Consider the following 23,705-nt stretch of genomic DNA (forward strand, 5'->3'; position numbering starts at 1 on the left):
AGTCGACCGCTTCACTCCTCGAGCATTCCGTCGTCCGGAACGTTTGGCGCGCCGACGGCGAGGACTCGACTCTCCTCGACCGCTCTCAGCTGTCGCCACGACTCGGGCGGGACGACGAGGACGTCGTGTTTCGAGAGCGTGATCACGTCGCGCTCGTCGTCGCGTTCGATCGTCACGTCGACGGTTCCCTCGAGGACGACGTACAGCTCCTCCTGTTCGCCCTGTCGGTGGTATGCGTTTTCCTCGCCTCGCTCGTAGTGCCAGACGTTCGGGCGCATCTTCTCCGGTTTGAGTTCCCGCCCGACGGAGAGCAGCGTCGGGGCCTCTTCCTCGAGTTCTCTCGGTTCGACGTTCTCGAGTTCGATCGACGAGTACATCGGATTCGCTTTCACGACCGACGGCAAAAAATCCGGGTCCGGTGCGTGCCGTCGTTTCTCGCTTCGATTTCGTGCGTCCGCTCCCGAGGGAGCGCTCGAGTCGGCTCGATCGGTCCGAAGCGGTCGCGGTTCGCGTCCACCACCGTAGATAATAGGGACATTATAACACATAATATCAATATTAGATGTTATGCGGTTGGATTTATACACTTCGATACCGAGCGTTCTGGTATGTCAGTGAACACGACCACGACCTGGTGCGATCCGGTAACCTGTCCCTTCTGCGGGGACAAACTCGCCTCCCCGGGTGCAGGTTTCATCGATCACATCCACGACAACACCGACTGCGAACGCGGGTTCGACCACTGGCGTGAGAACATCGCCGGCGACCTGGCGGGCGAGTGGTCAGGGTAGCCGGTTTCGAGAACGAACTTCACTCCGCCTTCGATCGGATCGACTCGAACCCGAAAGCGGTCGAGCGCTGACCCGCCCGTCGTCGCCCCGATCGAGCGAACGAACGACACACGGCGTTCTCGACGACGTCAAAACGCAGGGTCTCGCTGTCGACCGTTCCGAGTGTTCTCAACCCCCCGCGAGCCGTCCGCGTTCGAACGGGCGTTGCATTCCCCGAGAGCGAGGCCGTTCAATCGAAGTCCGGAAGGTCCTCCGGCGGTTCGTACTCGGCCTCCCAGTCGATGTACTCCGATTTGAGGACGACGGAGACGATCTGTCCGAACTCCGTCAGCTCGGCGTTGATCGACGACACCGTTCCCCAGGTGTCGAGGTCGGGGTGGTACTCCTGCGTCTGCCAGTCCTCCGGAATGCCCGGCGCGTGATAGCCGACCCGGTCGGCGAAGTCGTCCCAGAAGAAATCGAACTCCGAAAACAGCGAGAGGTCTCGAGTGATGCCGTACTCGCGCTCGGTGAGGTCGGTGTCCGCGAGCCACTCCTCGAATGCCTCCTCCCACGCGCCCGCCTCGAGAAACGCCTGGAGTTCCTCGCGACGGTAATCGATCTCCTGCGTGCCGTCGGCGCTGATCGTGGCGTCGTCGTACTCGTTCGGATCGACGAACTCCAGTTCCGGCGGTTCGGGCGGGTCGACCTCGAGTGTCATACGACGGAGTACGGACGGTCGGCGGATAAGAATTCCCACCCGCGACCGGTCGCGGTTCGGGTGACAGGGCGGATCCCTACAGTTATTCCTGCCGGGATCGTTTGCGAACGTATGGGGAGTGAGACCGACGGCGGGAGCGAACTGAGTCTCACGGAGCTGTTCGTTCTCAAGTTCGTGCTGGCCGACGTCGTCATCATCTTCGCCCTGCTGTTTGCGGGCCCGCTGTACGCGGTGGCGATCACCGCGCTCTTCGTGGTGAGCTTTCTGCTCGTCTGGTATCTCACCAGAGAGCGCGAGGAGTCGCCGTCCCGGTCGGAGCGAGCCGCCGACGGTTCGGCGCAGCGAACGGATCGGGACCCCGTGACGAAACTCCAGGATCGGTACGCCGCGGGCGAGCTGTCCGAAGCGGAGTTCGAGGAGAAACTGGAGCGGTTGATCGACGCCAACGAGCGCGCCGAGCGGGCGGGGATCGAGACGGAGGAACTCGAACTCGAGCGCTCGAGCTGATCGCATCGCCCGTCTTTCGGCGGCTCCTGATCGGCGGCTGAACGGCCCCCGATCAAAACACTCAACCGCGGGACGCTCCTAGCGGCGACGATGAGCGAGTACGAGGCGGCGGTCCTGGACGTCGACGGGACGATCGTCCGGGGCGAGGAGTTGCTCCCCGGCGCGGCCGACGGACTGCGAGCGCTCGAGGACGCGGGCTGTTCGCGACTGCTGTTTTCGAACAACCCGACCCGAGGGAGCGATCACTACGGACGGAAACTCGAGCCCCACGGCGTCGACGTCGATCCGGAGCGGGTGCTCACCTCCGCCACCGTCGCGGCGGCGTACCTCTCGCGCACCTATCCGGGGAAACGAGTGTATCTCGTCGGCGGAACGCGCCTCGAGTCGATTCTCGAGGCGGCCGACGTGGAGCTGACGAACGATCCGGACGAGGCGGACGTCGTACTGGGATCGTTCGACAGGGACTTCTCCTACGACGCGCTCGCAACGTCGCTGCGGGCGCTCGAGCGGGGCGTTCCGTTCTACGGGACGGATCCGGACGCGACGATACCGGTCGGCGACGGGCGGGCGATTCCGGGCTCGGGGGCGATCCTCGCCGCGATGGCGGAAACCGCCGGCCGGGAGCCGGATGCGATCCTCGGCAAACCCTCGTCGATCGCCGCGACCGCCGCGATGGATCGGCTCGGAACCGAACCCGAACGGACGCTCGTCGTCGGCGACCGGCTAGACACCGATATCGCACTCGGCGAGCGAGCGGGCGCGACGACCGCACTCGTTCTGACGGGCATCGCGGACCGATCCGACCTCTCGTCCGCCGCCGTCGAACCCGATTACGTCCTCGAGTCGCTCGCCGCGGTGGAGACGATTCTCGGCTCGGGCGCGGAGTGAACCGAGACGATTCTCGGCACGAAGAATGGCTGGATCGGGACGGTTCTCGGAAACGCCGCTAACTGTGGTGAACGACTACTCGTACAGCGGATTCTCGGCGCACAGCGTCTCGACGTCCTCGCGGACCGCGGCGACGACGTCCTCGTCGTCGGGAGCGTCCACGACGCGAGCGATCAGGTCACCCACGCGCCGGCAGTCGTCCTCGTCGAAGCCGCGAGTGGTGAGCGCGGGCGTGCCCGCGCGGATGCCGGAGGGGTCGAACGCAGAGCGCGTCTCGCCGGGCACCGTGTTGCCGTTGAGGACGATGCCGGCGTCCTCGAGTGCGTCCTCGGCGTCGCCGCCGCTCGTGTCAGGATGACTCTCGCGCAGGTCGACGAGCACGAGGTGGTTGTCGGTACCGCCGGAGACGAGCGAGAGGCCGTTCTCGGACAGCGACTCACCGAGCGCTCTCGCGTTGGCGACGGTCTGGGAGGCGTAGTCTTCGAACTCGGGCTGAAGCGCCTCCTCGAAGCCGACCGCCTTGCCGGCGACGTTGTGCATCAGCGGACCGCCCTGGCCGCCGGGGAAGACCGCGGAGTCGACGTCGTCGGCGTACTCCTCGCTCGTCATGACGATGCCGCCGCGGCCGGCGCGGATCGTCTTGTGGGTCGAACCGGTGACGAAGTCCGCCACGCCGACCGGCGAGTCGTGGACGCCAGCGGCGACCAGTCCCGTGATGTGGGCGATGTCCGCGAGGTGCAACGCCTCGGCTTCGTCGGCGGCCGCTTGAATGCGTTCCCACTCGATTTCGCGGGGGTACGCGGAGTAGCCCGAGACGACGATGTCGGGATCGAACTCGGCGGCCTGCTCGGCGAGTCCCTCGTAGTCGAGGTAGCCCGTCTCGGGGTCGACTTCGTACTGCTCGACGTCGTAGAGCTGGCCGACGAAGTTCGCCGGGTGACCGTGACTGAGGTGGCCGCCGTGGGTGAGATCCAGCGAGAGAATCTTATCGCCCGGCTCGAGCATCGCGAAGTAGACGGCCTGGTTGGCCTGCGTGCCGGAGTGGGGCTGGACGTTGACGTGTTCCGCGCCGAACAGCTCTTTCGCGCGGTCGATCGCGAGTTGCTCGACCTCGTCGGCGAACTCGCAGCCGCCGTAGTAACGCGAGCCGGGGTAGCCCTCGGCGTACTTGTTGGTCAGGGCGCTGCCCTGGGCGTCGATGACCGCCCGGCTGGCGTGGTTCTCGCTCGCGATCATCTGCAGCGACGATCGCTGTCGGTCGACTTCACCCTCGAGTGCATCGGCGACGGCGGGATCGACGTCCCGGACGTGCTCGTGTTCCATATCCGATGTGCCGTCCGTCGGCTGCATAAGTGTACCCTTCCTCGGCAAGTGGAGCCACTTTTTCCACGCCGGTTTATCCACGTACGTGTATATTTGTCGGAAAAATAGGTGAGATCTGAACACGAATCCGAGGGTTGATTAGGCTCGCGGCCGGTCACTCGGACGATGACCGAGATCATCGACGGCAACGCCGTCGCGAGCGAGATCCGTGACGGGCTGAGCGAAGCCATCGAGACGCTCGCCGACGAGGGCGCGCGGCCGGGACTGGCGACGGTGTTGATGGGCGACGACCCGGCGAGCCAGACCTACGTGAACATGAAACAGCGCGACTGCGAGGAGGTCGGCATCGAGGGGACTCACGTCGACGTCGACGGCGACGCCCCGGCCGAGGAACTGTACGACGCCATCGACGACCTCAACGCCGATCCCGCCGTCCACGGCTACCTCGTGCAGGCCCCAGTCCCGGATCACATCGATTACCGGGAGGTGATCCGCCGCATCGATCCGGCCAAGGACGTCGACGGCTTCCACCCGGAGAACGTCGGCCGGCTCGTCGCCGGCGACGCCCGCTTTCGACCCTGTACGCCCCACGGCGTCCAGAAACTCCTCGAGGCGACGGCGGTCGACACCGAGGGCGCGGACGTGACGATCGTCGGTCGCTCGCGAATCGTCGGCAAACCGCTGGCGAATCTGCTGATCCAGAAAGCCGACGACGGCAACGCCACGGTGACGATCTGCCACTCGAGAACCGACGATCTCGCGGCGAAGACTCGTCGGGCCGATATCGTCGTCGCGGCGGTCGGCGTCCCGGAACTGATCGACGGCTCCATGATCGACGACGGCGCGGTCGTGATCGACGTGGGCGTCAACCGCGTCGAGGCCGACACAGAGAAGGGGTACGAACTCGTCGGCGACGTCGAGTTCGAGAGCGCGGCGGAGAAAGCCAGCGCGATCACGCCGGTTCCCGGCGGCGTCGGTCCGATGACCCGCGCGATGTTGCTCTACAATACGGTGAAAGCCGCGAGCCTCCAGGAGCAAGTCGACGTCGAGTTACCCTGACGTCGAGATCCGCGGACGACTCCGATCGTTTTTCTACCCGTCCGAGACCGCGAGAGACTCGAGGCGATCCTCCGCGCGATTGAGCGCCAGTTCGTCGCCGCGAAGGCCGTTCGCCAGGTCGCGAGTCGCCTCGATCAGCCGATCCGCCGTCCGCGCCTCGACGTCGCCGTCGAGCATTCGAATCCGGGTGACGTGTCCTCCGAGCGTCTCGAGGGCGCTTCGCTCGCTCGCCGCGAGGTCTCGCTCGCGTTCGCCGAGCCAGGTCCGAACGTCGCGTCGGTACTCGCGGACGGCGTTTGCGTACGCGAGCCCGCGAGCCGCCCGGAGCGTCGTGGGAACGTCGTCGGCCGACGGCCGGTCACCCTCGTCGGCGTCGCCCACCAGCGCGAGAAAGTACAGTTCCTCGCGCTCTTCGAGACGAATTTCGCGGCCGACGACGTCGGCGACGTGAAGTAACTCGGCGGCGGCGAGGTACGTGTCGTCGAGGTCGCGAAGCTCGCCGCCGGTGATGAACCCGCGCCGGCGAACGTACTCGCGACAGCGCTCGCGAGCACGGTCGGCGAGTTCCTCGAGTGGCTCGTCGTCGACGTCGGCTCGGACCGGCGTGAGATCGAAGGCGACCGGTCTGTCGGTGTGTTCGCTCCGTTCGTCGGTGCCGACGCTGTGCAGGCTTCCACAGGCCGGACAGCCGATGCTTCCCGTCTCGTAGTACGACCAGCGGGTCCCACACTCCTTGCACTCGCGCTCCCCGCGGATTTTCATGGGCGACGCTACGGTCCGCGTTTCAAAAGTCTCACCGGTGACGACCGGTCGGTCGACGGGGAATCCGGCGTCTCCGCCGAACCTCTGCGGTAGACTGTGCGACAAACCAGTCGATGGAGGGGCTGAAACGCCCGAACAGGGGCGTTCGGTCCCACCGTATCAGCAACTTCGAGAGTCACGCAGTCCGAAACGACGTTCAATAGGTCATTAACGTACGGCAGTTGCAGGCCACACTGAAACCAACGGGAACGTCCTACCCAGGAATATGTCCCACCCAAGACTCAACCGACGCAAGTTCGTTGCTGCGGCAGGTACTGCAAGTGCGCTCGTTCTGGCCGGCTGCGCTGACGAAGGTCCGGGTGACGAGGAAGAAGATCCGGCCGCCGACGAAGAGGATCCGATGGACGACGAGGAAGAGGATCCGATGGACGACGACGAGGAAGAGGACCCGATGGACGACGACGAGGAGGAAGACGAGGACGAGACCTACTCGCTGACGGTCACCGTCGAAGACGACGAAGCCGAACCCGTCGAGGGTGCGACCGTCACGCTCGAGGAAGACGGCGCGATGGACGAAGACGAGGACGAGGAAGACGAGAACGGATTGGACGACGAGGACGAAGAAGATGAGGACGAAGAAGACGAGAACGGACTCGACGACGAGGACGAAGAAGACGAGGACGAAGAAGACGAGAACGGACTCGACGACGAGGACGACGAAGAGTGGGAAGACGAAACCGACGAGGACGGGCAGGTCGAGTTCGAGGACCTCGAGGACGGCGACTACTTGGTTCACGCCGAGTACGAAGGCGACGAGGCCGAGGACGAAGTCACGATCGACGGCGACGACGAGGAAGTCACCCTCACGCTCGGCGAAGAGGCCGAAACCGACGACGAGGACGACGTGATGGACGACGAGGAGGACAACGGCGAAGACGACGACCTCTGAGCCGCGCCGGAACAGCCCGTCCGATCGATCCGCGTGTCCCATCGATTTTTTCGCGACGCTTCGAGCCGAGGAGCCGCTGCATCGCCGCCGCTCGAGAGACGGTCACCGTGAGTCGTACGGTCCGTTGACCCGACGTCCCGGCGGGTCCGCCGGGCGGTCGCGTTCTCACCGGAACTGACGGATCGAACGTCCGTCCGCCGAGGGTTCACCGACCGACCTCTCGAGCGTCGAAAGGGCTACGTGCCGGACGCGATTTATCGGAAATTCATCACTGTGTCAACCGAAATATAGTACGCCGGTTGACGGACCTCGTCGATCGACACGGCGAGATTTTTTATCTCTCGGTCGACAACTACTGATATGCGCGACGAAGCGGAGATCCGAGAGCAGTACGAGTTTCTCAAAGAACAACTCGAGAGCGACGAGATGCGCCACGACGGCGTCGAGGAGATGTTCACGTACTACAAACGAGCGATCGGTTGGGTTCTCGAAGAGGAGCACATCTAACTAGTCTATCACGAAAACGTATCACGAATTCGGCTCGTGTCGTTACCTTTAAGTCGCATCAGCGAATTCTTTCAGTTGACGCTTCGCTTGGAGGGCCGAAGCGTCAGCGGGGACCAATTCAGGGCGGCAAGCGATCGCGTGGCGTTTTTCGCTACGCGATCTGCTTTCCTGTTTACTGCGGATCGTTCGAGTATCCAGCTGTTGCTTTCGATCACGTCGACGACCCCAATAATCCGGGAGATAGAATACACGGACTGTAAACATGAATTGGATATTATGCATAGTTGTCCCGTAGACCTCTCGTAGCAATTATCATTTGTGTTAGCCCGCGAAACTGCCTATCCGATGCCATCCGATAGGTTTTGATCGGAATGACCCGATAGCCTTATTAAAATTCGACAGTAAGTACGGATGGTACTTACCCAATGTACGATTTGACAGGATTTCAGCGGGATCTGCTCTTCGTGATCGCTGGCGAGGCGGAACCCCACGGACTGGCGATCAAAGACGAACTCGAGCAGTACTACGAAAAGGAGATCCACCACGGACGGCTCTATCCCAATCTCGACACCCTGGTCGACAAGGGACTCGTCGAGAAAGGCCATCGGGATCGGCGGACGAACTTCTACACGCTCACCCGCCGCGGCCGACGAGAACTCGAGGCTCGCCGGGAGTGGGAATCACAGTACGTCGACCTCTGATGCGGACTGCGGTCCGTCAGTTCCGGTGGGACTTTCGGCCGGTCGCGGTCCAATCGCCACGTCGGTACGGCTGACCGTCCGCTACCGGTTCGTCACCGCTCTCGGTTCATCGACCGGCTGGCGAGCGCGAGGAACGCGAGAGCGACCGATACTTACGGCAGTCGCTCGTTCGCCCAGCCATGTACGAAGTCGAAGTGAAGGTTCCCGCGGAACGCGAACCGGTCCGATCCCGCCTCGAGGAACTCGGATCCGAGCGGCGGGGAACCGTCGTCCAGCGGGACACGTACTACGATGCGCCCCACCGGTCGTTCGCCGAGACCGACGAGGCGCTTCGAGTTCGTTCGGAACGACCGACCGACGGCGACGAAACGGTTCGGCTCACGTACAAGGGTCCGCTCGTCGACGACGAGTCGAAAACGAGAGCGGAAGTGGAGACGGGCGTCGCAGACGGCCGGAAGATGGCCACCATCCTGTCGAACCTCGGCTTCGAAGCCGTCGCGACGGTTCGAAAAGAGCGCGACCGCTTTCGCCTCGCGAACGCCGCGTCCGGACCGGGCGAGTACACCGTCACGCTCGACGCTGTCGACGACGTCGGGGAGTTCGTGGAAGTCGAGGCCGAGATCGAGTCCGAACGAGAGCTCGATTCCGCACGCGACGGCGCCTACGACGTCCTCGAACGTATCGGTCTCGATCCCGACGACCAGATTCGAACCTCCTACCTTGAGCTCCTACTCGAGTCCTGACACGACGCCGAGTCGACGAGTTCGACGGCGTATTACTGCGATGAATTTTCGAGGCGGAATCTGTTTCCGCAAGTTATAGAACTTCGCTCTACGAACGTCCGGTAATGAGTGAGCGGAACATTCGTGTCGAGCCGATCGATCGTCAGGCAGTCGAGGATCAAGAGGTCGAAATCGTCGAGCGCAAGGGGATCGGTCATCCCGACTCGATCTGTGACGGCGTCGCCGAAAGCGTCGCTGGTGCGCTCGCCCGCGAGTACCTCGAGCGCGTCGGCGAAGTGCTCCATTTCAACACGGACGAGACGCAGCTGGTTGCCGGAGAGGCCGCACCCGCGTTCGGCGGCGGCGAGGTCGTCGATCCGATCTACCTCCTGATCGTCGGCCGAGCGACCAAACGCTACGAGGGTCAGACGATCCCGACCGAGACGATCGCGCTACGGGCCGCCCGCGAGTACATAGCGGAGACGATTCCGCAACTCGAGTTCGGCGAAGAGATCGTCGTCGACGTGAAGTTGGGGGAGGGAAGCGGCGATCTCCAGGACGTGTTCGGAGAGGACGAAGTTCGAGTTCCGATGGCCAACGACACGAGCTTCGGCGTCGGCCACGCGCCGCTGACCGAGACCGAACGGATCGTCCACGAGACAGAACGACGACTCAACGGCGAGTTCGCCGACGAGAATCCGTACCTCGGTCCCGACGTCAAGCTCATGGGGAAACGCGAGGGTGATTCGATCGACGTCACCGTCGCGGCGGCGATGATCGACGAGCACGTCCCCGACCTCGACGCGTACGTCGACGCCGTCGAATCCGTCCGCGAGTTCGTCGTCGACGTCGCGAGCGAACACACCGACCGAGAGGTTTCCGTTCACGTCAACACGGCCGACGACTACGAGGAGGGTTCGATCTACCTCACCGTCACCGGAACCTCCGCGGAACAGGGCGACGACGGCTCCGTCGGTCGCGGAAACCGCGCGAACGGGCTCATCACGCCCAACCGCTCGATGTCGATGGAGGCGACGAGCGGAAAGAATCCCGTCAACCACATCGGGAAGATCTACAACCTCCTCTCGACGGAGATCGCCGAGGCCGTCGTCGCCGAAGTCGACGGCATCCGCGACCTCCGCGTTCGACTGCTGAGCCAGATCGGTCGGCCGATCGACCAGCCACACGTCGCCGACGTCCACGTCGTCACCGCCGATGGCGTCGAACTGGCGGACGTCGAAGCCGAGATCGAAGCCATCGTCGACCGAGAACTCGCCGACGTCACCGGGATCACTCGCCGGGTCATCGACGGCGAACTCTCGACGTTCTGACGGCCGACTTCTCGAATCGACGCCTCCGATTCACGCTCGAGCGATGGCTCGGTCGCTTCCTACTCGAGCAGCCAGTCGTAGCCCTCGAGAAGCGCTCGTTTCCCGCCGGAGTCGACGACCGTTCCGTGACCGGGAACGACGCGGTCGAACTCCCAGGCGAGGACGTCCCGTATCGACCGCCTGAACGTCGCTTCGTTCGCGATCGTGTGACGCACCTCGATCGGCGGGCTGAGCCGCCGGTACATTCGAAAGCCCCGTGCGACGAGGCGGGTTTTCAACGGACTCCGCTCGTCGATGTGAAAGCCGAGGTCGCCGAGAACGACCGTCCGACTCGGTCGGTGGAAGAACGCGATTTCGGTGAGCCACCGGTGACCGTCGATCGCGACCTGGTCGACGTCGGTACTCCAGCGCGGGTCCGGCGTCTCGCCCAGCAGGTGATCGAACCGAAGGTCGGTCCGACGCGCGGCGAGCCCCGGCGCAGCGAGCAGTTCGACGTTCGGATACGCGTCCCTGTATTGCTCCATGTAGAGGTGACCGTGGAGCTTGCTCGTCGCCGCGACGAACCGAACGTCGCCGATCTCGTCCAGCGCGGCTTTCAGGTCGGGGGTCAACTCGGCTGGCGACTGGACGAAGAGTTCGCCGCTCGAGAGCTTCATCACCGACGTGATCCGACCGAGTTCGACGCCGAAAAATCGGAGCGGCTCCTCGTACGTCCAGAACCGTTCACCTCGTCGTGTGAGCATTCTAACAGTCCCGTCACCGACCGACGATATATGTCCTGTCAATCCGTCTCAATCAGTGGGAGCCATTGACGGCGTTCTCGTCCGGACGCTCGAGCCGTTGGCCGCGACCGTGTTCCGGACCGTTGCCCGTCCGGATGCGACCGGACACCATCAGCGCGCCCCTCGCAATTCCCTTATAGCTCGGATAGTCTATCCCAGACCATGCATCCGCCGGGAGCCGACACCGTCCTCGTCCGCCACGGGGACGTCAACACGAAGAGCAACAGGGTCAAGCGGTACATGGAGGACGTTCTCGCGGAGAACCTGGAGGCGCTGCTGGCCGATCGGTCGGTTCCCGGCGACGTCGAGCGGCGGTGGAACCGGCCGCTCGTTCACACGGACGAAGCGCACGTCGAGGCCGCCACGGACGCCGTCACGGACGCGTTCGGAGTCGTCTCCGCCAGCCCGGTACTGACGACGAGCACCGAAAAAGACGAGATCCTCGAGACGCTCGCGACGACGGCCCGCAAGCGATACGACGGCGGTTCGTTCGCCGTCGACGCGAGACGCGCCGACAAGCGCCTCCCCTACGGCAGCGACGACCTCGCCCGGGAGGGCGGGACGGCGATCTGGGAGGCCGTCGAGGACGAGTTCGAGCCCGAAGTCGACCTCGACGATCCGGATCTCACGTTCGGCGTCGAGGTCCGCGAGGATTTCGCATTCGTCTACCTGGAGTCGGTTCCGGGGCCGGGCGGGCTCCCGCTTGGCGCACAGGAGCGCGTGATCGCGATGGTCAGCGGCGGCATCGACTCGCCGGTCGCGGCCTACGAGATGATGAAACGCGGCTGTCCGATCGTCCCGGTGTACGTCGACCTCGGCGACTACGGGGGAGTCGACCACGAAGCCCGCGCGATGGAGACCGTCCGCACGCTCTCTCGGTACGCGCCGAACTTCGACACGCAGGTCTACAGAGTCCCCGGCGGCGAGGCCGTCGAGCTGCTCGTCGAGTCGATGGAGCAGGGGCGGATGCTCTCGTTGCGCCGCTTTTTTTACCGGGCCGCCGAAACGCTCGCGGAGCGGATCGACGCCCACGGCATCGTCACGGGCGAGGCCGTCGGCCAGAAGTCGAGTCAGACCGTCCAGAATCTCGGTGTGACGAGCCGAGTCACCTCCCTGCCGATCCACCGACCGCTGCTCACCCGCGACAAGCAGGACATCGTCGCCCAGGCCCGCGAGATCGACACCTTCACCGACTCCACGATCGACGCCGGTTGCAACCGCGTCGCGCCCGACCGAGCCGAGACCAACGCCCGCCTCGAGCCCCTGCTCGAGGCGGAGCCGGACGGCCTCCTCGAACTCGCCGAGGAGGCGGCCCGCGACGCGGAACTCGTCGAGCCCTGAGACGGATTACTGTTCCGGTGTACCGGTACACCCGCCGCCCGTGTCGCGGGTGCGCCGGAACTGACGGACAGTAAACCGTATGAGGCCGGGCTGGGGGGATCGCGTCCTCGTCGCTTCCCGCTCGCGAGGCGAAACCCACATTACGAAACCGTTCGGATCACAGGGTAGTGACCCGCGTCTGTCTCATCGGGAATCCCGATTGCACCCTCCAGTACGAACTCCTCTCGCGAGAGACCTCGCGCGAAGCGCTCGCGACGTACGACCTCGCGCGTCCGTTCGAAAACTCGCTTTCGGTTCGCACCGTCAGCGTCGGCGCGGCCGTCTCGCTGCTGAACGACCTCGACTGGTATCTCACCCGGTTCGTCGACGAGGCGCTCGTCCTGGAACCGAGCGTCAGCGACGACGAGTGGCTCTCGCGCCCGCTGGCTCGAGCGCTGCGAAACGGCGAGATCGAACCCGGAGAGACCGACCAGTTCTGCAAGGTGTACGGCATCGAGCGACTCGAGACGCAAGCTACATCGTCGAGTGACGAAACGGAACGGTCCGGAAACGAGGCGAGAGCGTCAGACGAACGAGGAACGACTCCGGCCGACGACGCCACCGCATCGGCCTCGCGCGCGTCGTCCGGGCCGTCCCGACGCCTCGTCGAACCGCTGTACGTCCGCCGGGTGGACGGCGACCTTCCCGAGTACGACCTCCGCGACGTCGAGGAGACGCTCGTCGTCAGGCTCACCGAAGCGGAGTACTCGCCGTAGCGCTCGAATCGGGACGTTCAGTCGAACAGGCCCGTCGAGAGGTATCGCTCGCCGCTGTCCCAGAAGACGGTGACGACCAGGGGGCAGTCGTCGACGTCGCCGCCGTCGGTCTCCGGGGAGGCCGGCCGGGCGTCGTCGAAGCCGTCCGGAACCTCGGGGCACTCGCGGTCGGGTTCGGCGATTTCGCGCGCCACCCGCTGGGCGACCAGACTGGTCGCGCCGCTTGACTGGCCGACGAGGACGCCTTCCTCGCGGGCCAGCCGACGACACTCGTCCTCCGCGTCCTCGAGACGGACCGTCTCGACGCGGTCGATCAGGTCGCGATCGAGGTTCTCGCTGACGAAGCCCGGACCCATTCCCTGGAAGTCGTCGTTTCCCGCGTTCCCCGTCGAGAGGATCGCGTTTCGCGCGGGCTCGACGGCGACGATCTCGACGTCCGGAAACGCCTCGCGCAGCCGCCGACCCGTCCCCGAGATCGTTCCGCCGGTGCCGACCCCGGCGACGAAGGCGTCTACCTCGCGGTCGCCGACCTGCTCGAGGACCTCCTCGCCGGTCGTCCGGTAGTGGGCCTCCGGATTCGCCGGGTTGTCGAACTGGCCGAGTTGGATCGCGCCTTCGTCTTCGAGTTCGTCGGCCCGCTCGCGGGCGTCGGTCATGTCGCCGTCGATCAGCTCGAGGTCCGCCCCGTAGGCGGCCATGATCCGGCGGCGCTCTGCGGACTTGTCGGCGGGCATGACGATCGTCAGATCGTAGCCGCGGGCCGCACACACCAGCGCGAGTCCGATTCCGGTGTTTCCGCTGGTGGGTTCGACGAGCCGATCGCCGGGTTCGATGAGTCCGTCTCGCTCGGCGGCTCGAATCATCTCGGCGGCCGGTCGGTCCTTGGCCGAGCCACCGGGGTTGAACGATTCGATTTTGGCGGCGACGGTCACCCCCTCCGGCGAGTCGACCTGGACGAGCGGCGAGCCGATGGTGTCCAGGATACTTCCTTTCATCGACGGAGCCTAGGCAGCCGAGACGTAAACCGGTGCTGGACACTGGCAGGACGTGCCGGGAGTGGGTCGACGGACGACCGTCCGCCGACCGCCCGAACGCTCGCGAAAACGGACCGAACGCTCAGGACGGAAGCGACGGCGTGACCGTCCCGGAGGGCTCGATCCGTTCTTCCGCGGACGCCTTCGCCGCGTCGTGGACGGGACGGTCGCGTTCCCGTGTGCGTTCTATCTGCCGGCGCAACCGATCCCCGATCGCGCTCGCCACCTCGGAGGCCTCCTCGCGGCTGCCGCCGAGGTACTCGCCGGCGACCGTGAACAATCCGCCGGCGTCGATCACGTAGTCCGGCGCGTACAGCACGTCCTCGAGCGCCTCGACGTCGGAGTCGTACTCGAGAATGTGCGTCCCGCCGAGAGCCGGCCCCAGGCTCGTGTCGTGTATCGCGACGATCGCCCGCAGTCCCGTCTCGGGGTCCGCAAAGTACGATACCTGTTCGTGATCCGCATCGGCGAACGCGTCGAACACCATTCCGATACCCCAGTCGCTCGGCGTGAAAAATTCCGCCCACGAGACGGCGCGTTCTCGAACGTCGTCGAAACACGGTGGTTAAGCCGACGGGGCCGCAATCGCACGGTATGAGTCTCGAAACCATGCAGCCGAATCCCGCGTGGGATAGCGCGTCCTACGAAGACGCGGTCGATACGCTGGGAGCGCACAACGACGAACTGATATATACGGTGTGGGGCGGCGACTGGTGCAAGGACTGCCGGAAGCTCCTGCCGGACTTCGGCGCTGCCCTCGAGGCGGCGGACGTCCCCGCCGATCGGATCGAGGAGATCGCCGTCGATCAGGACAAGGAGGGACCGGGCATCGAGGAGTACGGTATCGAGTACATTCCGACGATCGTCGTCGAACGGGACGACGGCGAGGAAGTGACCCGATTCGTCGAGGACGAAGACGTGCCGCCGGCGGTCTGGCTCGCACGCGAGATCGAAGACGCACTCGAGGACTGAGACGGAGTACTGTACCGATGTACCGGTGCACCCGCCGCCCGGGTCGAGGAGTGTACCGGAACACGGTGACGGCAGTTCGTCCGATCACTCGCTCGACGGATCGATCCGTTCTCGGTACGCCGTCCGATTTGCCGAACTACTCGATCCGAACTCACGACGATCGATCGACGCCGGTCACGTCGAACCGCGCCCCGCCGCGGTCGCTCTCGCCGACCGTCAGCTCCCAGCCGTGGGCGTCGATGACGGTTCGGACGATATCTAGGCCGAATCCGGTACCGCTCGGTTTCGACGAGTATCCCCGCTCGAGAATCTCGTCCCGTCGCTCCGGCGGGATACCGGGACCGTCGTCCGCCACGTAAAATCCCGTCGACGACGTTCCCACCTCGACGGTGACGTCGTTCCCGCCGTGTTCGATCGCGTTTCGAAACAGGTTCTCGAACACCGACGAGAGCCGATCACGATCGGCCGCGATCGTCGCCGGTTCGTCGGGGAGTGCAATCTTCGCGTCGGGCGTTTCGACGAGTCGCCAGGCGTCCTCGGCGATCGGAACCAGCGGGACGGCCGACGGGTCGTCGATTCGTTCTCCCTCCCTCGCGAGCGCCAGGACGTCGTCAACGAGCGCCTCCATCCGCTCGAGCGACGCTCGAGCGACGTCGGCGTGTTCGCGTTCGTCCTCCGGGACGACCGATTCGAGTAACTCGAGGCGTCCCTGTGCGACCTGGAGTGGATTTCGGAGATCGTGGCTCACGACGCTCGCGAACCTGTCGAGCCGTTCGTTCTGGGCTTTCAGTCGCTGGAACTGCCGGCGTCGAACGAGGAGATTCGACAGCCGACGAACGAGCACGGGTTTCCGAACCGGCGCCGTGATCACCTCGTCGACGAGCGACGGACCGTCGGCGTTCGCCCCCTCGAGTTCGTTCCACTTCAACCGCGTTTCCTCGCGACGAACGAGTACGACCGGAACGAAAGACGGGGACGATTCCGCCTTGAGCGTCTCGAGACGATCGCGGTAGTTCGGAAACGAGTGGCAGTCGACGAGATAGAGTGCCGCGTCCAGTTCGGTTCGGTCGGTGCGGACTGCGTACCGGTCGGCAAGGAGATCGGACAGCGCCTCGCGGTTCGCGTCGTCGTCGACGAGCAACTGAACCGAGTTCGGCTTCGAGCTCACGGTCGATCACCGACTCGGGTCCGATCGTCGACGGCCGCGCGTCGGTTACGTACGGTCGTATTCGACGGTCGCGGATCGGGCCACGAACCCGCACGCGCGGTCGAGCCCGCTTCGTCTGCTGTCACGGTTGCAGTCAGTCCGTCCGATACTTCGTCCTGTCGGCCGTCGCGGCCCGTCGCGTCGGCGTCCCCTCGAGGATGCCGACGACGCCGCTCAGCGGCTCGCCGACGGTTATTCCGTCCGACGTGATCGCGAACTCCCGGACCGTTCGTTCGAAGTCGCCGGCGCGTTTTTTCAACACGCCGATCCCCTTGCGAAGCTCCCCCTCCATCTCGACGTAGGTGAGAAAGACGATGTTGTCCGCGATGTAACTGATGTTGGCGCTCGTCGCGCTCGGCACTCCCGTCACCTGGTTCGTCTCGTCGATGAGCAGGACGGCGACGTCCATGTTCTTGAGGTATCGGATCAGCGCGTGGAGCGTCCGTCCGAGCTCGGTCTCGTCGCCCCGTATCGCGATCTTGTACCCCTGTACGCCGTCGATCATTACCACCTCGGTTTCGGTGGTCTCGACCCGCGTTTTCACCGTCTGTGCGAACTCCTCGGCCGACAGCGAAAGCGGCTCGACGAGTTCGATCGAGAGCGAGCCCTCGTCTCGCAGGTCCCCGACCGGAATGCCGACCGCCTCCGACCGGTGAACGAAGGTCCGCGGCGATTCTTCGAAGAGGTAGGCGACCGGAGCGCCGTCCCGCGCGGCCGCGGCGGAGAGAAACTGCGTTCCCGTCGTCGTCTTGCCGACGCCGGTCGGCCCGCTGATGAACGTCGACGTCCCGCGCTCGAGGCCGCCGTCGAGCAGGGCGTCCAGTCCGTCGACGTCCGACGAGATGTTGGTGAGATCGGCCTCGAGTTCGCGTCGCTCGGGGAGCAAACTCGGGTACACCTCGAGACCGTCGGACCGGATCTCGAGTCCATGCGTCCCGTCTCGCTGGCCGATACCGCGGTGTTTCGAAACGCCGATCCGGCGACCGCCCTCGCCGCGTTCGAGTTCGACGATCCCGTCGCTCAACGACCGAACTTCGTTGTCGTTGCGGGACTCGTCCGGAGTCTTCGTCGCGATGACCGTCGTCCCCTGTCCCTTCAAAAATCGCATAAACGAGATCAGACGCTTTCGAAACTGGTACTCCGAGGGTTCGATGTACTGGAGCTGTGAGATCGGATCGAGGAGCACGCGGTCGGGGTTGATCTCCTCGATCGCGTTCCTGATCTGTTCGATGAACCGTTCGGATTCGACGTCTCGAGCGTCGACCAGGTCGTAGGAGTGATCGCCGTCGAAAAAGTCGGAGTCGGGTCCGAGGTCGAGAAACGCCGCGTCCGCGAGGTCGATGCCGAAACTCGAGGCGTTGGCGAGGATCTCCGGCTTCGATTCCTCGCCGTGGACGAACAGGACCGTTTCGTCGGCGTCGAGACCGGTTCGCAGAAACTCCATCCCGAGCAGCGTCTTTCCGGTTCCCGGCCGACCGACGACGAGATACAGTCGACCGGTGACGAGCCCCCCCTGGAGAAGCTCGTCGAGACCCGCCACCCCCGCCTCGATCGTGGTGAGATCGCGATTCATTGTACCGACCGAGTCAATCCGCGCTATCGAGATAAAACCGCAGGCTCGTGGACGAAAATCGTTCGTGCCGCCGTCATCGATCGTTTTCGACTGCGGTTCGACGGGCTCGCCACGACCGTGGAAGCCGTTAGAACGGCGACTCCGACCGATCCTCGCCCTCGAGCCACTCGAGGGCCTCCTCGACGTCGTGGGTCGGCGGCGAACAGGTTCGGTTTCGACAGACGTACAGCGTCGGCTCGCCGTCGCGCGCCTCGCGGCCGGCCCAGATCGCGGGCGCGTCGTCGAGTTCGAGCCGGTCGAGCCACGGCGCGAGTCCGTCCGCGGTCGGCGGACGACGCGCGATCAGTCGGTCTGGATAGTGGGTCTCGACGAACCGCCGTCGCCACTCCCCGGGTAGCTCGTCGGCCGCGACCGTCACCTCGAGGAGCCCCGACTCGAGTCGGTCTGCGCCGAGACACAGCGTCCCGTGTTCCATCGCGCTGGCCCGGAGGCGGTTCGCGTGGGTCTCGAGGACCGTCGCCGCGATCTCCTCGAACGACTCCTCGGCGAAGCCTTCGAGCGCGAGCAAGGTCTCGACGGCGACGCCGGTCGCCGACGGCGTCGACTGGTCGGTCAGCTCCTGGGGGCGGGTCACCAGCGACTCGCCGCTCTCGGGGGTGAAATACAGCGTCCCGCGGTCGTCGTCCCAGAACTCGTCCTCGACGGTGCGAGCGAGTTCGAGCGCGAACGCGAGGTGGTCGACGTCGCCCGTCGCCTCGTAGCACCCGAGCGCCCCGCGGGCGAGGAAGGCGTAGTCCTCGAGGTAGCCGTCGACGGCGACGTCCTCGTCTTTGTACCGCCGCGACAGGCGCTTCTCGTCGGCGTCCCAGAGCCGATCCCGCACGAACGTCAGGGCGTCGACGGCCAGGTCGGCGTACTCGTCCTCACCGAGCACCAGCGCGGCCTCGGCACACGTCGCGATCATCAACCCGTTCCAGCCCGCGAGTACCTTCTCGTCGCGGTTCGGTCGCGGGCGCGCCTCGCGCGCGTCGAACAGTCGCCGTCGTGCGGACTCGAGGCGCTCGCGAACCTCGTCGGGTTCGAGATCGAACCGATCCGCGAGGTTGGGGACGTCGACGACGCGGTTGGGCTGGTTCGATCCCTCGAAATTTCCGGAGTCGGTGACGTCGTACCGCGTGCAAAACAGCTCGGCGTCGCGGTCGTCCTCGAGCACCTCGCGGACCTCCGCCGGCGTCCAGACGTAGAACGCCCCCTCCTCGCGTTCGCCGGTCGCTGGATCTTCACTCTGGGCGTCGAGCGTGCTGAAAAAGCCCCCGTCCTCGTGAGTCAGCTCCCGGTCGACGAACGAGAGCGTCTCGTCGACCACCTCGGCGTACCGGTCGTCGCCGGTGAGCTGATAGCCGGCGAGAAACGCCCGCGGAATCTCTGCGTTGTCGTACAGCATCTTCTCGAAGTGCGGCACCGTCCAGTCGCGATCGACGCAGTAGCGGTGGAAGCCGCCGCCGACGTGGTCGTAGAGCCCGCCCGCCGCCATCGCGTCGAGGGTCTCCTCGAGCACCGCGCGGTACTCGCTCCGACCGGTCCGGTCGTACGCTCGAGCCAGCAGCCGGAGCCGCGACGGCTGGGGAAACTTGGGACCGCCGGCTCCGAACCCGCCGTACTCCCGGTCGGCGCTTCGAAGCGCGCCTTCCGCCGCCGTCTCGAGTACGTCGCTGGTCGGCGGTTCCGTCCCGCCAGCAGGTTGGGGCGTCTCCTCGAGTCGGTCCCTGGCGGCGTCGGCCCACTGGTCGGCCCGGTTTTCGACCTCGTCTCGATCGCTCTCCCAGGAGGTGGCGACGTTCTCGAGCACCTCGAGAAATCCGGGCTGGCCGCGCGCTGGCTCCTTCGGGAAGTACGTCCCCACGTAGAACGGCCGTCCGTCGGGGGTGAGCCACGCCGAGAGCGGCCAGCCGCCGCGTCCGGTGACGAGCTGACAGACCGTCATGTAGATGCTGTCGACGTCCGGCCGCTCCTCGCGATCGACTTTGATCGGAACGAACCGCTCGTTGAGCAGCGCCGCGACCTCCTCGTCGGCGAAGCTCTCGTCTTCCATGACGTGACACCAGTGACACGCCGAGTAGCCGATCGAAAGGAAGATCGGAACGTCGTGTTCGCGCGCCGTCTCGAGCGCCCGCTCGTCCCAGGGTTGCCAGTTCACCGGGTTGTCCGCGTGCTGGCGAAGGTACGGACTCTCCTCGTCCTCGAGGCGGTTTCGCCGGGTCGGAGTCGTCATGCAATCTCCTACGGCCGGCCGCTGTAAAAGCCCGGTGTCGCGCCCTCGCACGCGCTGCGAAATCGCACCCCTCTCGAGGGTCGGCGCTACTCGACCGGGGAGGCTTCGGGCGCGAAGTCGTCGACGAGCTGCTCGAGCGTGCGGTCAACCGTCTCGATGTGTTCGGTCTGGGACTGGACCTCCTCGGCGATGACGCCCGTGTCGTCGGCGATGCTCTCGGCGCTGGCGACGGTCTGGTCGACCATGCTCGCGACCTCCTCGGTGCTCGAGGCCTGCTGGTCGGTCGCCTGTGCGACCTCGTCGATTCCGTCGGAGACCTCGTCGACGGTGTCGTAGATCTCCTCTAAGATGTCGACGGCGCGATCGATCGACTCGATCCCGCGATCGATTCGCTCGTTGTTCTCGTCCAGGCTGTCGACCGCGTTGGCCGTGTTCTTCTCGACCTCGCGGATCATGCTCTCGATTTCGGTGGCGCGCTCCTGTGAGTCCTCCGCGAGCGACTTCACCTCCGAAGCGACGACGGCGAAGCCGTCGCCGGCCTTGTCGGCGTGTGCCGCCTCGATGGAGGCGTTGAGCGCGAGCAGGTTCGTCTGTTTGGCGATGTCGTTGATCACCTCGATGATCTCGTCGATCTCCTCGACGCTTCGCTGGATCGTGGTGACGTCTTCGGTGACTTCGTTCGCCGTCCGCTGGATCGCGCCCATCGCGGCTCCGAGTTCGTTCGCGGATTCCTGGCCGTCTTCTGCGAGTTCGCGCGCCGTCTCGCCCGCGGCCGCGACCTCCTCGGAGGACGACGCGATCTCCTCGACGGACGCCGAGAGGTTCGACATCTCGTCTGCGACCTGCATGATGGCGTCGTACTGCTCGTTGGCTTCGGCGTGAATCTCCTCGAGTCGGTCGCTGATCTCGACGGTGCTCGTCCCGAGTTCGGAGATCGACTCCTGCATCTCGCTTGCCCGTTCGTGGTCGTACCCGCCGCTCGAGTCGAGATCTTCCATCTCCGAGGTGTCGACGTCTGTGTCGGCGTCCTCGTCGAGACTCGAGCCGTCCGCGAGATCCGACGAATTATCGAACGACATCGCTCCTCGCTCCGCGGTCGAAGCCGGTAGCGCGTACTCGATCGTTCGACACTCCTGTGTGTGTCTCGACAATAGGGACTTCGTTTTTCATCTAGATATCGTCCCTCCGAAGGAACGGGAGTAAAAGATGTTGGCCAACCAGTTTGGTATCCCGAAATAAATGCCAGGGAACGGACCGGGAGTTTTCTCGAGGGTATGGGACTCGCGTGGAGCGTCGCCGCACCCCGCTACGAGCCCGCCCTCGCCGCGTCGACGACGCGGCCGAGGAACAACACCGCGTCGGTCGTCCGGTCGCGGACGACGAACAGGAACGGTCTGTCGACGGTGACCGTCATCGGTCCCGACGCCAGCCCGCCCGAGAGCCCGGTCGCGGCGACCGCTTCGGTTCCCTCCTCGTCGACCGAGACGTACGCCTCGTGGTGGACGTCGTAGAGGTACAGCGCGTCTGATCCGTGGTCCGTTGGCGCGACTCCCTCGAAGTTCGCGTCGTCAGGATCGAACGCGTCGGGCATACCGAGGTCGCCGAGCGCGTCGGCGAGTCCGAACTCGACGTCGAACTCGAAGCGCGGGAGGTCGATCCCCACTTCCCGCTCCTCGAGCGCATCGAAGAACGTCCCGAGCAGATCGGGACCGAGGTCGGCCTCGAGCGCTTCGAACTCGCCTTCGGCGGGGAGGACGACCACCATGCTCACGTCGCCGCCGACGTACGGGAGTTCGATCGCCTGGTGACCGTCGATCCGGGCGTACGGAAAGTCGTCGGTCTGGCTCATCATCGGAACCTCCTCGCTCGAGCCGTCGAGCGCGGTGAACGGTCGATCCCGGGTGTCGTCCGGGTCGAACGCCTCGTCCCAGTCGGCCAGCAGCGCCACCGCGTTGGTCGCGACCAGCCGGGTGTCGTCGGTCACCGACTGCGCCGGGAGGAGTTCGTCGATCCGCCCGCCGGTCGCGTCCGCTATCCACTCGTTCACCGACGAGCGGGCCCCGTCGGCGTCGCCCGCGAAGTCGACTTCCCGGAGCCCGGCCCCGTAGTTCGACTCGAGCGTCTCGAGGAACGCCTCGCGGTAGGGGTAGCCGGCCTGTCCCCAGAGGGCGGTGGCGACGGTGAGGTCGAACTCGCGGCCCCCTCGAATTCGGTCGACGAGACTCGGCGCGGCGGCGTCCTCGGCGCGGGCGTTCAGGTCGTACAACAGCGCGCCGACTGCGGGGTGGAGGTCGTCCTCGGGCGGAAACGCGAGCGTCTCGGAGAGCTGGGTCGCGGTCTCGCCGCGGGCACCGGCCCGCGCCATCGCCAGCGCGGTGGCGAGGCTCACCGGCGAGAACAGGTGGTTGGCGTTCGGCTCCTCGTCCGCGAACCGCCGGAGCAGCTCCGCGGCGAAGGCGGCGTTTCCACGAACCAGTTCCTCGAGGTGGTCGTCGGTGACGTCCGGCCTCGTCTCCGGACCGAGGTCGCCCGCCGGGACGGAGCGGGTGTGCCAGAGGTAGCCGCCGCCACCGACGCCCGCGCCGAGGAGGGCGAGCGCGCGCCGGCGCGTGATTGTCATGTTGAGTGACACGACCGGCTCGAGAATAAGCCTTGTGTACGGCCGTCCGAACCACCGCGACGGCCGTCCACACCGCCGCGACGACCGTCCACACCGCCGCGACGACCGTCCGAACCGCCGTGACGGCCGTCGTCCGTCCGGAGCTGTCTCGGTTGTCCGGAGCTGTCTCGATTGTCCGGCGTTGCATCGGTTCACCGCGCGTCGACGATGCGTTTCCCGTCCGCGTCGCTCCTCGGCTCGACACGGGGCTCACACGAGTCGCGTCGAGACGCGTTTCCGGGACCGAACTGCGGGTTCGGGTCGGTGCTACCGCCGCTCTCGGGGATCGATCGACTCCGTTCCTTCACTGAACACCAGTACTTATATTATCGTTCAGAACATCCGTCAGGATGGAAGCTGCCCGCCCCAGAATTGCGGACGCGGGGGCATGTGTACCGAAATGCCCCGGGTGTTACAGGCACCCGAGGCGGGTGGCCTCCAAACTTCGACCGTTTGGTTGCCATGCTTTCGTTACTGCCACCGAGACAAAAAGGTCTCGCACGACAGTCGAGTATCGCCACCGATCGCCCCACCACGCCGGACGGCGACCGTCTGGACGACTCGAGTCGACGGAGCGGCCTCGGGAGGCGACGCCGATGAGTTCCGGGCGCGAGGTCGCCGACCCGAAGAGTGCCGACGGTCTCGAGTCCGTCTGCGACCGCTGCGGCGATCCCGTACCCAGCGAGCGGATGATCCGCCTCTCGAGCGAGCCCTGTCCCGAACTCGAGGGACGGTACGCGGCCGTCACGAAATCCTACTGTCCCGACTGCGTCGCCGGGATCGGGATGCTCGCGTTCGTGACGGAGGCTCGAGCCCGCGTCGAGTCGGAGTAACGGCCTCGATCGGGCCGCGGTCGCGTTTTTTCGCCGC

General features: G+C 65.5%; 24 protein-coding genes and 1 pseudogene. 13 read left to right on the forward strand and 12 right to left on the reverse strand.

The window, feature by feature from the left end:
* Window positions 1-11: 11 nt before the first annotated feature.
* Entirely contained in the window at window positions 12-377 is a 366-nt protein-coding gene (locus tag EA472_RS11845) for a cupin domain-containing protein (protein ID WP_124191729.1), read from the reverse strand.
* Window positions 378-608: 231 nt separating this feature from the next.
* On the opposite strand from EA472_RS11845, the gene EA472_RS11850 reads away from it, so the two are divergent.
* Window positions 609-791 (forward strand): DUF7501 family protein, encoded by a 183-nt coding sequence (locus EA472_RS11850; protein ID WP_124191730.1) that lies wholly within the window; start codon window positions 609-611, stop codon window positions 789-791.
* Between the two features lie 229 nt (window positions 792-1,020).
* On the opposite strand, the gene EA472_RS11855 is transcribed toward EA472_RS11850, so the two are convergent.
* Window positions 1,021-1,491: a hypothetical protein gene (locus tag EA472_RS11855; RefSeq protein WP_124191731.1), complete on the reverse strand. Its 471-nt coding sequence runs from the start codon at window positions 1,489-1,491 to the stop codon at window positions 1,021-1,023.
* Between the two features lie 111 nt (window positions 1,492-1,602).
* On the opposite strand from EA472_RS11855, the gene EA472_RS11860 reads away from it, so the two are divergent.
* A complete protein-coding gene (locus EA472_RS11860; protein WP_124191732.1) occupies window positions 1,603-1,998 on the forward strand; it encodes an SHOCT domain-containing protein in 396 nt (131 codons plus the stop codon).
* Window positions 1,999-2,088: 90 nt separating this feature from the next.
* On the forward strand, window positions 2,089-2,886 hold the full coding sequence (locus tag EA472_RS11865; protein ID WP_124191733.1) for an HAD-IIA family hydrolase: 798 nt from the start codon (window positions 2,089-2,091) through the stop codon (window positions 2,884-2,886).
* A gap of 75 nt (window positions 2,887-2,961) precedes the next feature.
* Here the strand turns inward: EA472_RS11865 and glyA are convergent, their stop codons facing one another.
* Window positions 2,962-4,209: a serine hydroxymethyltransferase gene (gene glyA, locus EA472_RS11870; RefSeq protein ID WP_124191734.1), complete on the reverse strand. Its 1,248-nt coding sequence runs from the start codon at window positions 4,207-4,209 to the stop codon at window positions 2,962-2,964.
* A 165-nt stretch (window positions 4,210-4,374) separates the two neighbouring features.
* On the opposite strand from glyA, the gene EA472_RS11875 reads away from it, so the two are divergent.
* Window positions 4,375-5,268: a bifunctional methylenetetrahydrofolate dehydrogenase/methenyltetrahydrofolate cyclohydrolase gene (locus tag EA472_RS11875; RefSeq protein ID WP_124191735.1), complete on the forward strand. Its 894-nt coding sequence runs from the start codon at window positions 4,375-4,377 to the stop codon at window positions 5,266-5,268.
* A gap of 33 nt (window positions 5,269-5,301) precedes the next feature.
* On the opposite strand, the gene EA472_RS11880 is transcribed toward EA472_RS11875, so the two are convergent.
* Complete coding sequence (locus EA472_RS11880; protein WP_124191736.1) at window positions 5,302-6,030, reverse strand: DUF7117 family protein; 729 nt, start codon at window positions 6,028-6,030, stop codon at window positions 5,302-5,304.
* A 265-nt stretch (window positions 6,031-6,295) separates the two neighbouring features.
* On the opposite strand from EA472_RS11880, the gene EA472_RS11885 reads away from it, so the two are divergent.
* The 5 genes from EA472_RS11885 (at window position 6,296) to EA472_RS11900 (ending at window position 10,240) form a co-directional block, all read left to right on the forward strand.
* On the forward strand, window positions 6,296-6,979 hold the full coding sequence (locus EA472_RS11885; RefSeq protein WP_124191737.1) for a hypothetical protein: 684 nt from the start codon (window positions 6,296-6,298) through the stop codon (window positions 6,977-6,979).
* Window positions 6,980-7,339: 360 nt separating this feature from the next.
* Window positions 7,340-7,486 (forward strand): hypothetical protein, encoded by a 147-nt coding sequence (locus EA472_RS22530; RefSeq protein ID WP_165874878.1) that lies wholly within the window; start codon window positions 7,340-7,342, stop codon window positions 7,484-7,486.
* 425 nt (window positions 7,487-7,911) lie between these two features.
* Window positions 7,912-8,187 carry a PadR family transcriptional regulator gene (locus EA472_RS11890; RefSeq protein ID WP_124191738.1) on the forward strand — a complete coding sequence of 92 codons (276 nt, stop codon included), beginning with the start codon at window positions 7,912-7,914 and terminating at the stop codon, window positions 8,185-8,187.
* 179 nt (window positions 8,188-8,366) lie between these two features.
* On the forward strand, window positions 8,367-8,930 hold the full coding sequence (gene cyaB / locus EA472_RS11895; protein ID WP_124191739.1) for a class IV adenylate cyclase: 564 nt from the start codon (window positions 8,367-8,369) through the stop codon (window positions 8,928-8,930).
* A gap of 104 nt (window positions 8,931-9,034) precedes the next feature.
* Complete coding sequence (locus EA472_RS11900; RefSeq protein WP_124191740.1) at window positions 9,035-10,240, forward strand: methionine adenosyltransferase; 1,206 nt, start codon at window positions 9,035-9,037, stop codon at window positions 10,238-10,240.
* A gap of 59 nt (window positions 10,241-10,299) precedes the next feature.
* Here EA472_RS11900 and EA472_RS11905 read toward each other — a convergent pair whose 3' ends face one another.
* The gene (locus EA472_RS11905) at window positions 10,300-10,983 is read right to left on the reverse strand and encodes a DUF4336 domain-containing protein (protein ID WP_124191741.1); all 684 of its coding nucleotides are present in this window, start codon (window positions 10,981-10,983) and stop codon (window positions 10,300-10,302) included.
* Window positions 10,984-11,184: 201 nt separating this feature from the next.
* Here EA472_RS11905 and EA472_RS11910 point away from each other — a divergent pair, with 201 nt between their 5' ends.
* Together EA472_RS11910 and EA472_RS11915 are read left to right on the forward strand one after the other, a co-directional pair.
* Window positions 11,185-12,363 carry a tRNA sulfurtransferase gene (locus tag EA472_RS11910; protein ID WP_124191742.1) on the forward strand — a complete coding sequence of 393 codons (1,179 nt, stop codon included), beginning with the start codon at window positions 11,185-11,187 and terminating at the stop codon, window positions 12,361-12,363.
* Window positions 12,364-12,530: 167 nt separating this feature from the next.
* A complete protein-coding gene (locus tag EA472_RS11915; protein ID WP_124191743.1) occupies window positions 12,531-13,118 on the forward strand; it encodes a DUF5804 family protein in 588 nt (195 codons plus the stop codon).
* Window positions 13,119-13,135: 17 nt separating this feature from the next.
* Here the strand turns inward: EA472_RS11915 and EA472_RS11920 are convergent, their stop codons facing one another.
* Window positions 13,136-14,113, reverse strand: a complete 978-nt coding sequence (locus EA472_RS11920; protein WP_124191744.1) for a PLP-dependent cysteine synthase family protein — start codon at window positions 14,111-14,113, stop codon at window positions 13,136-13,138.
* A gap of 352 nt (window positions 14,114-14,465) precedes the next feature.
* Window positions 14,466-14,639: pseudogene (locus tag EA472_RS11925) on the reverse strand (leucine dehydrogenase); the annotation flags it as partial.
* 107 nt (window positions 14,640-14,746) lie between these two features.
* Between EA472_RS11925 and EA472_RS11930 the strand changes: the two are divergent.
* Window positions 14,747-15,124: a TlpA family protein disulfide reductase gene (locus EA472_RS11930; protein ID WP_124191745.1), complete on the forward strand. Its 378-nt coding sequence runs from the start codon at window positions 14,747-14,749 to the stop codon at window positions 15,122-15,124.
* A gap of 151 nt (window positions 15,125-15,275) precedes the next feature.
* Here the strand turns inward: EA472_RS11930 and EA472_RS11935 are convergent, their stop codons facing one another.
* From EA472_RS11935 to EA472_RS11955, 5 genes are all read right to left on the reverse strand, one after another.
* Window positions 15,276-16,292, reverse strand: a complete 1,017-nt coding sequence (locus EA472_RS11935; protein WP_124191746.1) for a sensor histidine kinase — start codon at window positions 16,290-16,292, stop codon at window positions 15,276-15,278.
* A 133-nt stretch (window positions 16,293-16,425) separates the two neighbouring features.
* Entirely contained in the window at window positions 16,426-17,904 is a 1,479-nt protein-coding gene (locus EA472_RS11940; RefSeq protein ID WP_124191747.1) for an ATPase domain-containing protein, read from the reverse strand.
* A gap of 127 nt (window positions 17,905-18,031) precedes the next feature.
* Window positions 18,032-20,176, reverse strand: a complete 2,145-nt coding sequence (locus EA472_RS11945; protein ID WP_124191748.1) for a thioredoxin domain-containing protein — start codon at window positions 20,174-20,176, stop codon at window positions 18,032-18,034.
* 86 nt (window positions 20,177-20,262) lie between these two features.
* Window positions 20,263-21,255 carry a methyl-accepting chemotaxis protein gene (locus EA472_RS11950; protein ID WP_124191749.1) on the reverse strand — a complete coding sequence of 331 codons (993 nt, stop codon included), beginning with the start codon at window positions 21,253-21,255 and terminating at the stop codon, window positions 20,263-20,265.
* Window positions 21,256-21,482: 227 nt separating this feature from the next.
* Window positions 21,483-22,796 carry a serpin family protein gene (locus tag EA472_RS11955; RefSeq protein WP_124191750.1) on the reverse strand — a complete coding sequence of 438 codons (1,314 nt, stop codon included), beginning with the start codon at window positions 22,794-22,796 and terminating at the stop codon, window positions 21,483-21,485.
* A gap of 635 nt (window positions 22,797-23,431) precedes the next feature.
* On the opposite strand from EA472_RS11955, the gene EA472_RS11960 reads away from it, so the two are divergent.
* On the forward strand, window positions 23,432-23,668 hold the full coding sequence (locus EA472_RS11960; RefSeq protein WP_124191751.1) for a hypothetical protein: 237 nt from the start codon (window positions 23,432-23,434) through the stop codon (window positions 23,666-23,668).
* Window positions 23,669-23,705 lie beyond the last annotated feature (37 nt).

The sequence above is a fragment of the Natrarchaeobius oligotrophus genome, assembly GCF_003841465.1.
Classification (GTDB): Archaea; Halobacteriota; Halobacteria; order Halobacteriales; family Natrialbaceae; genus Natrarchaeobius; species Natrarchaeobius oligotrophus.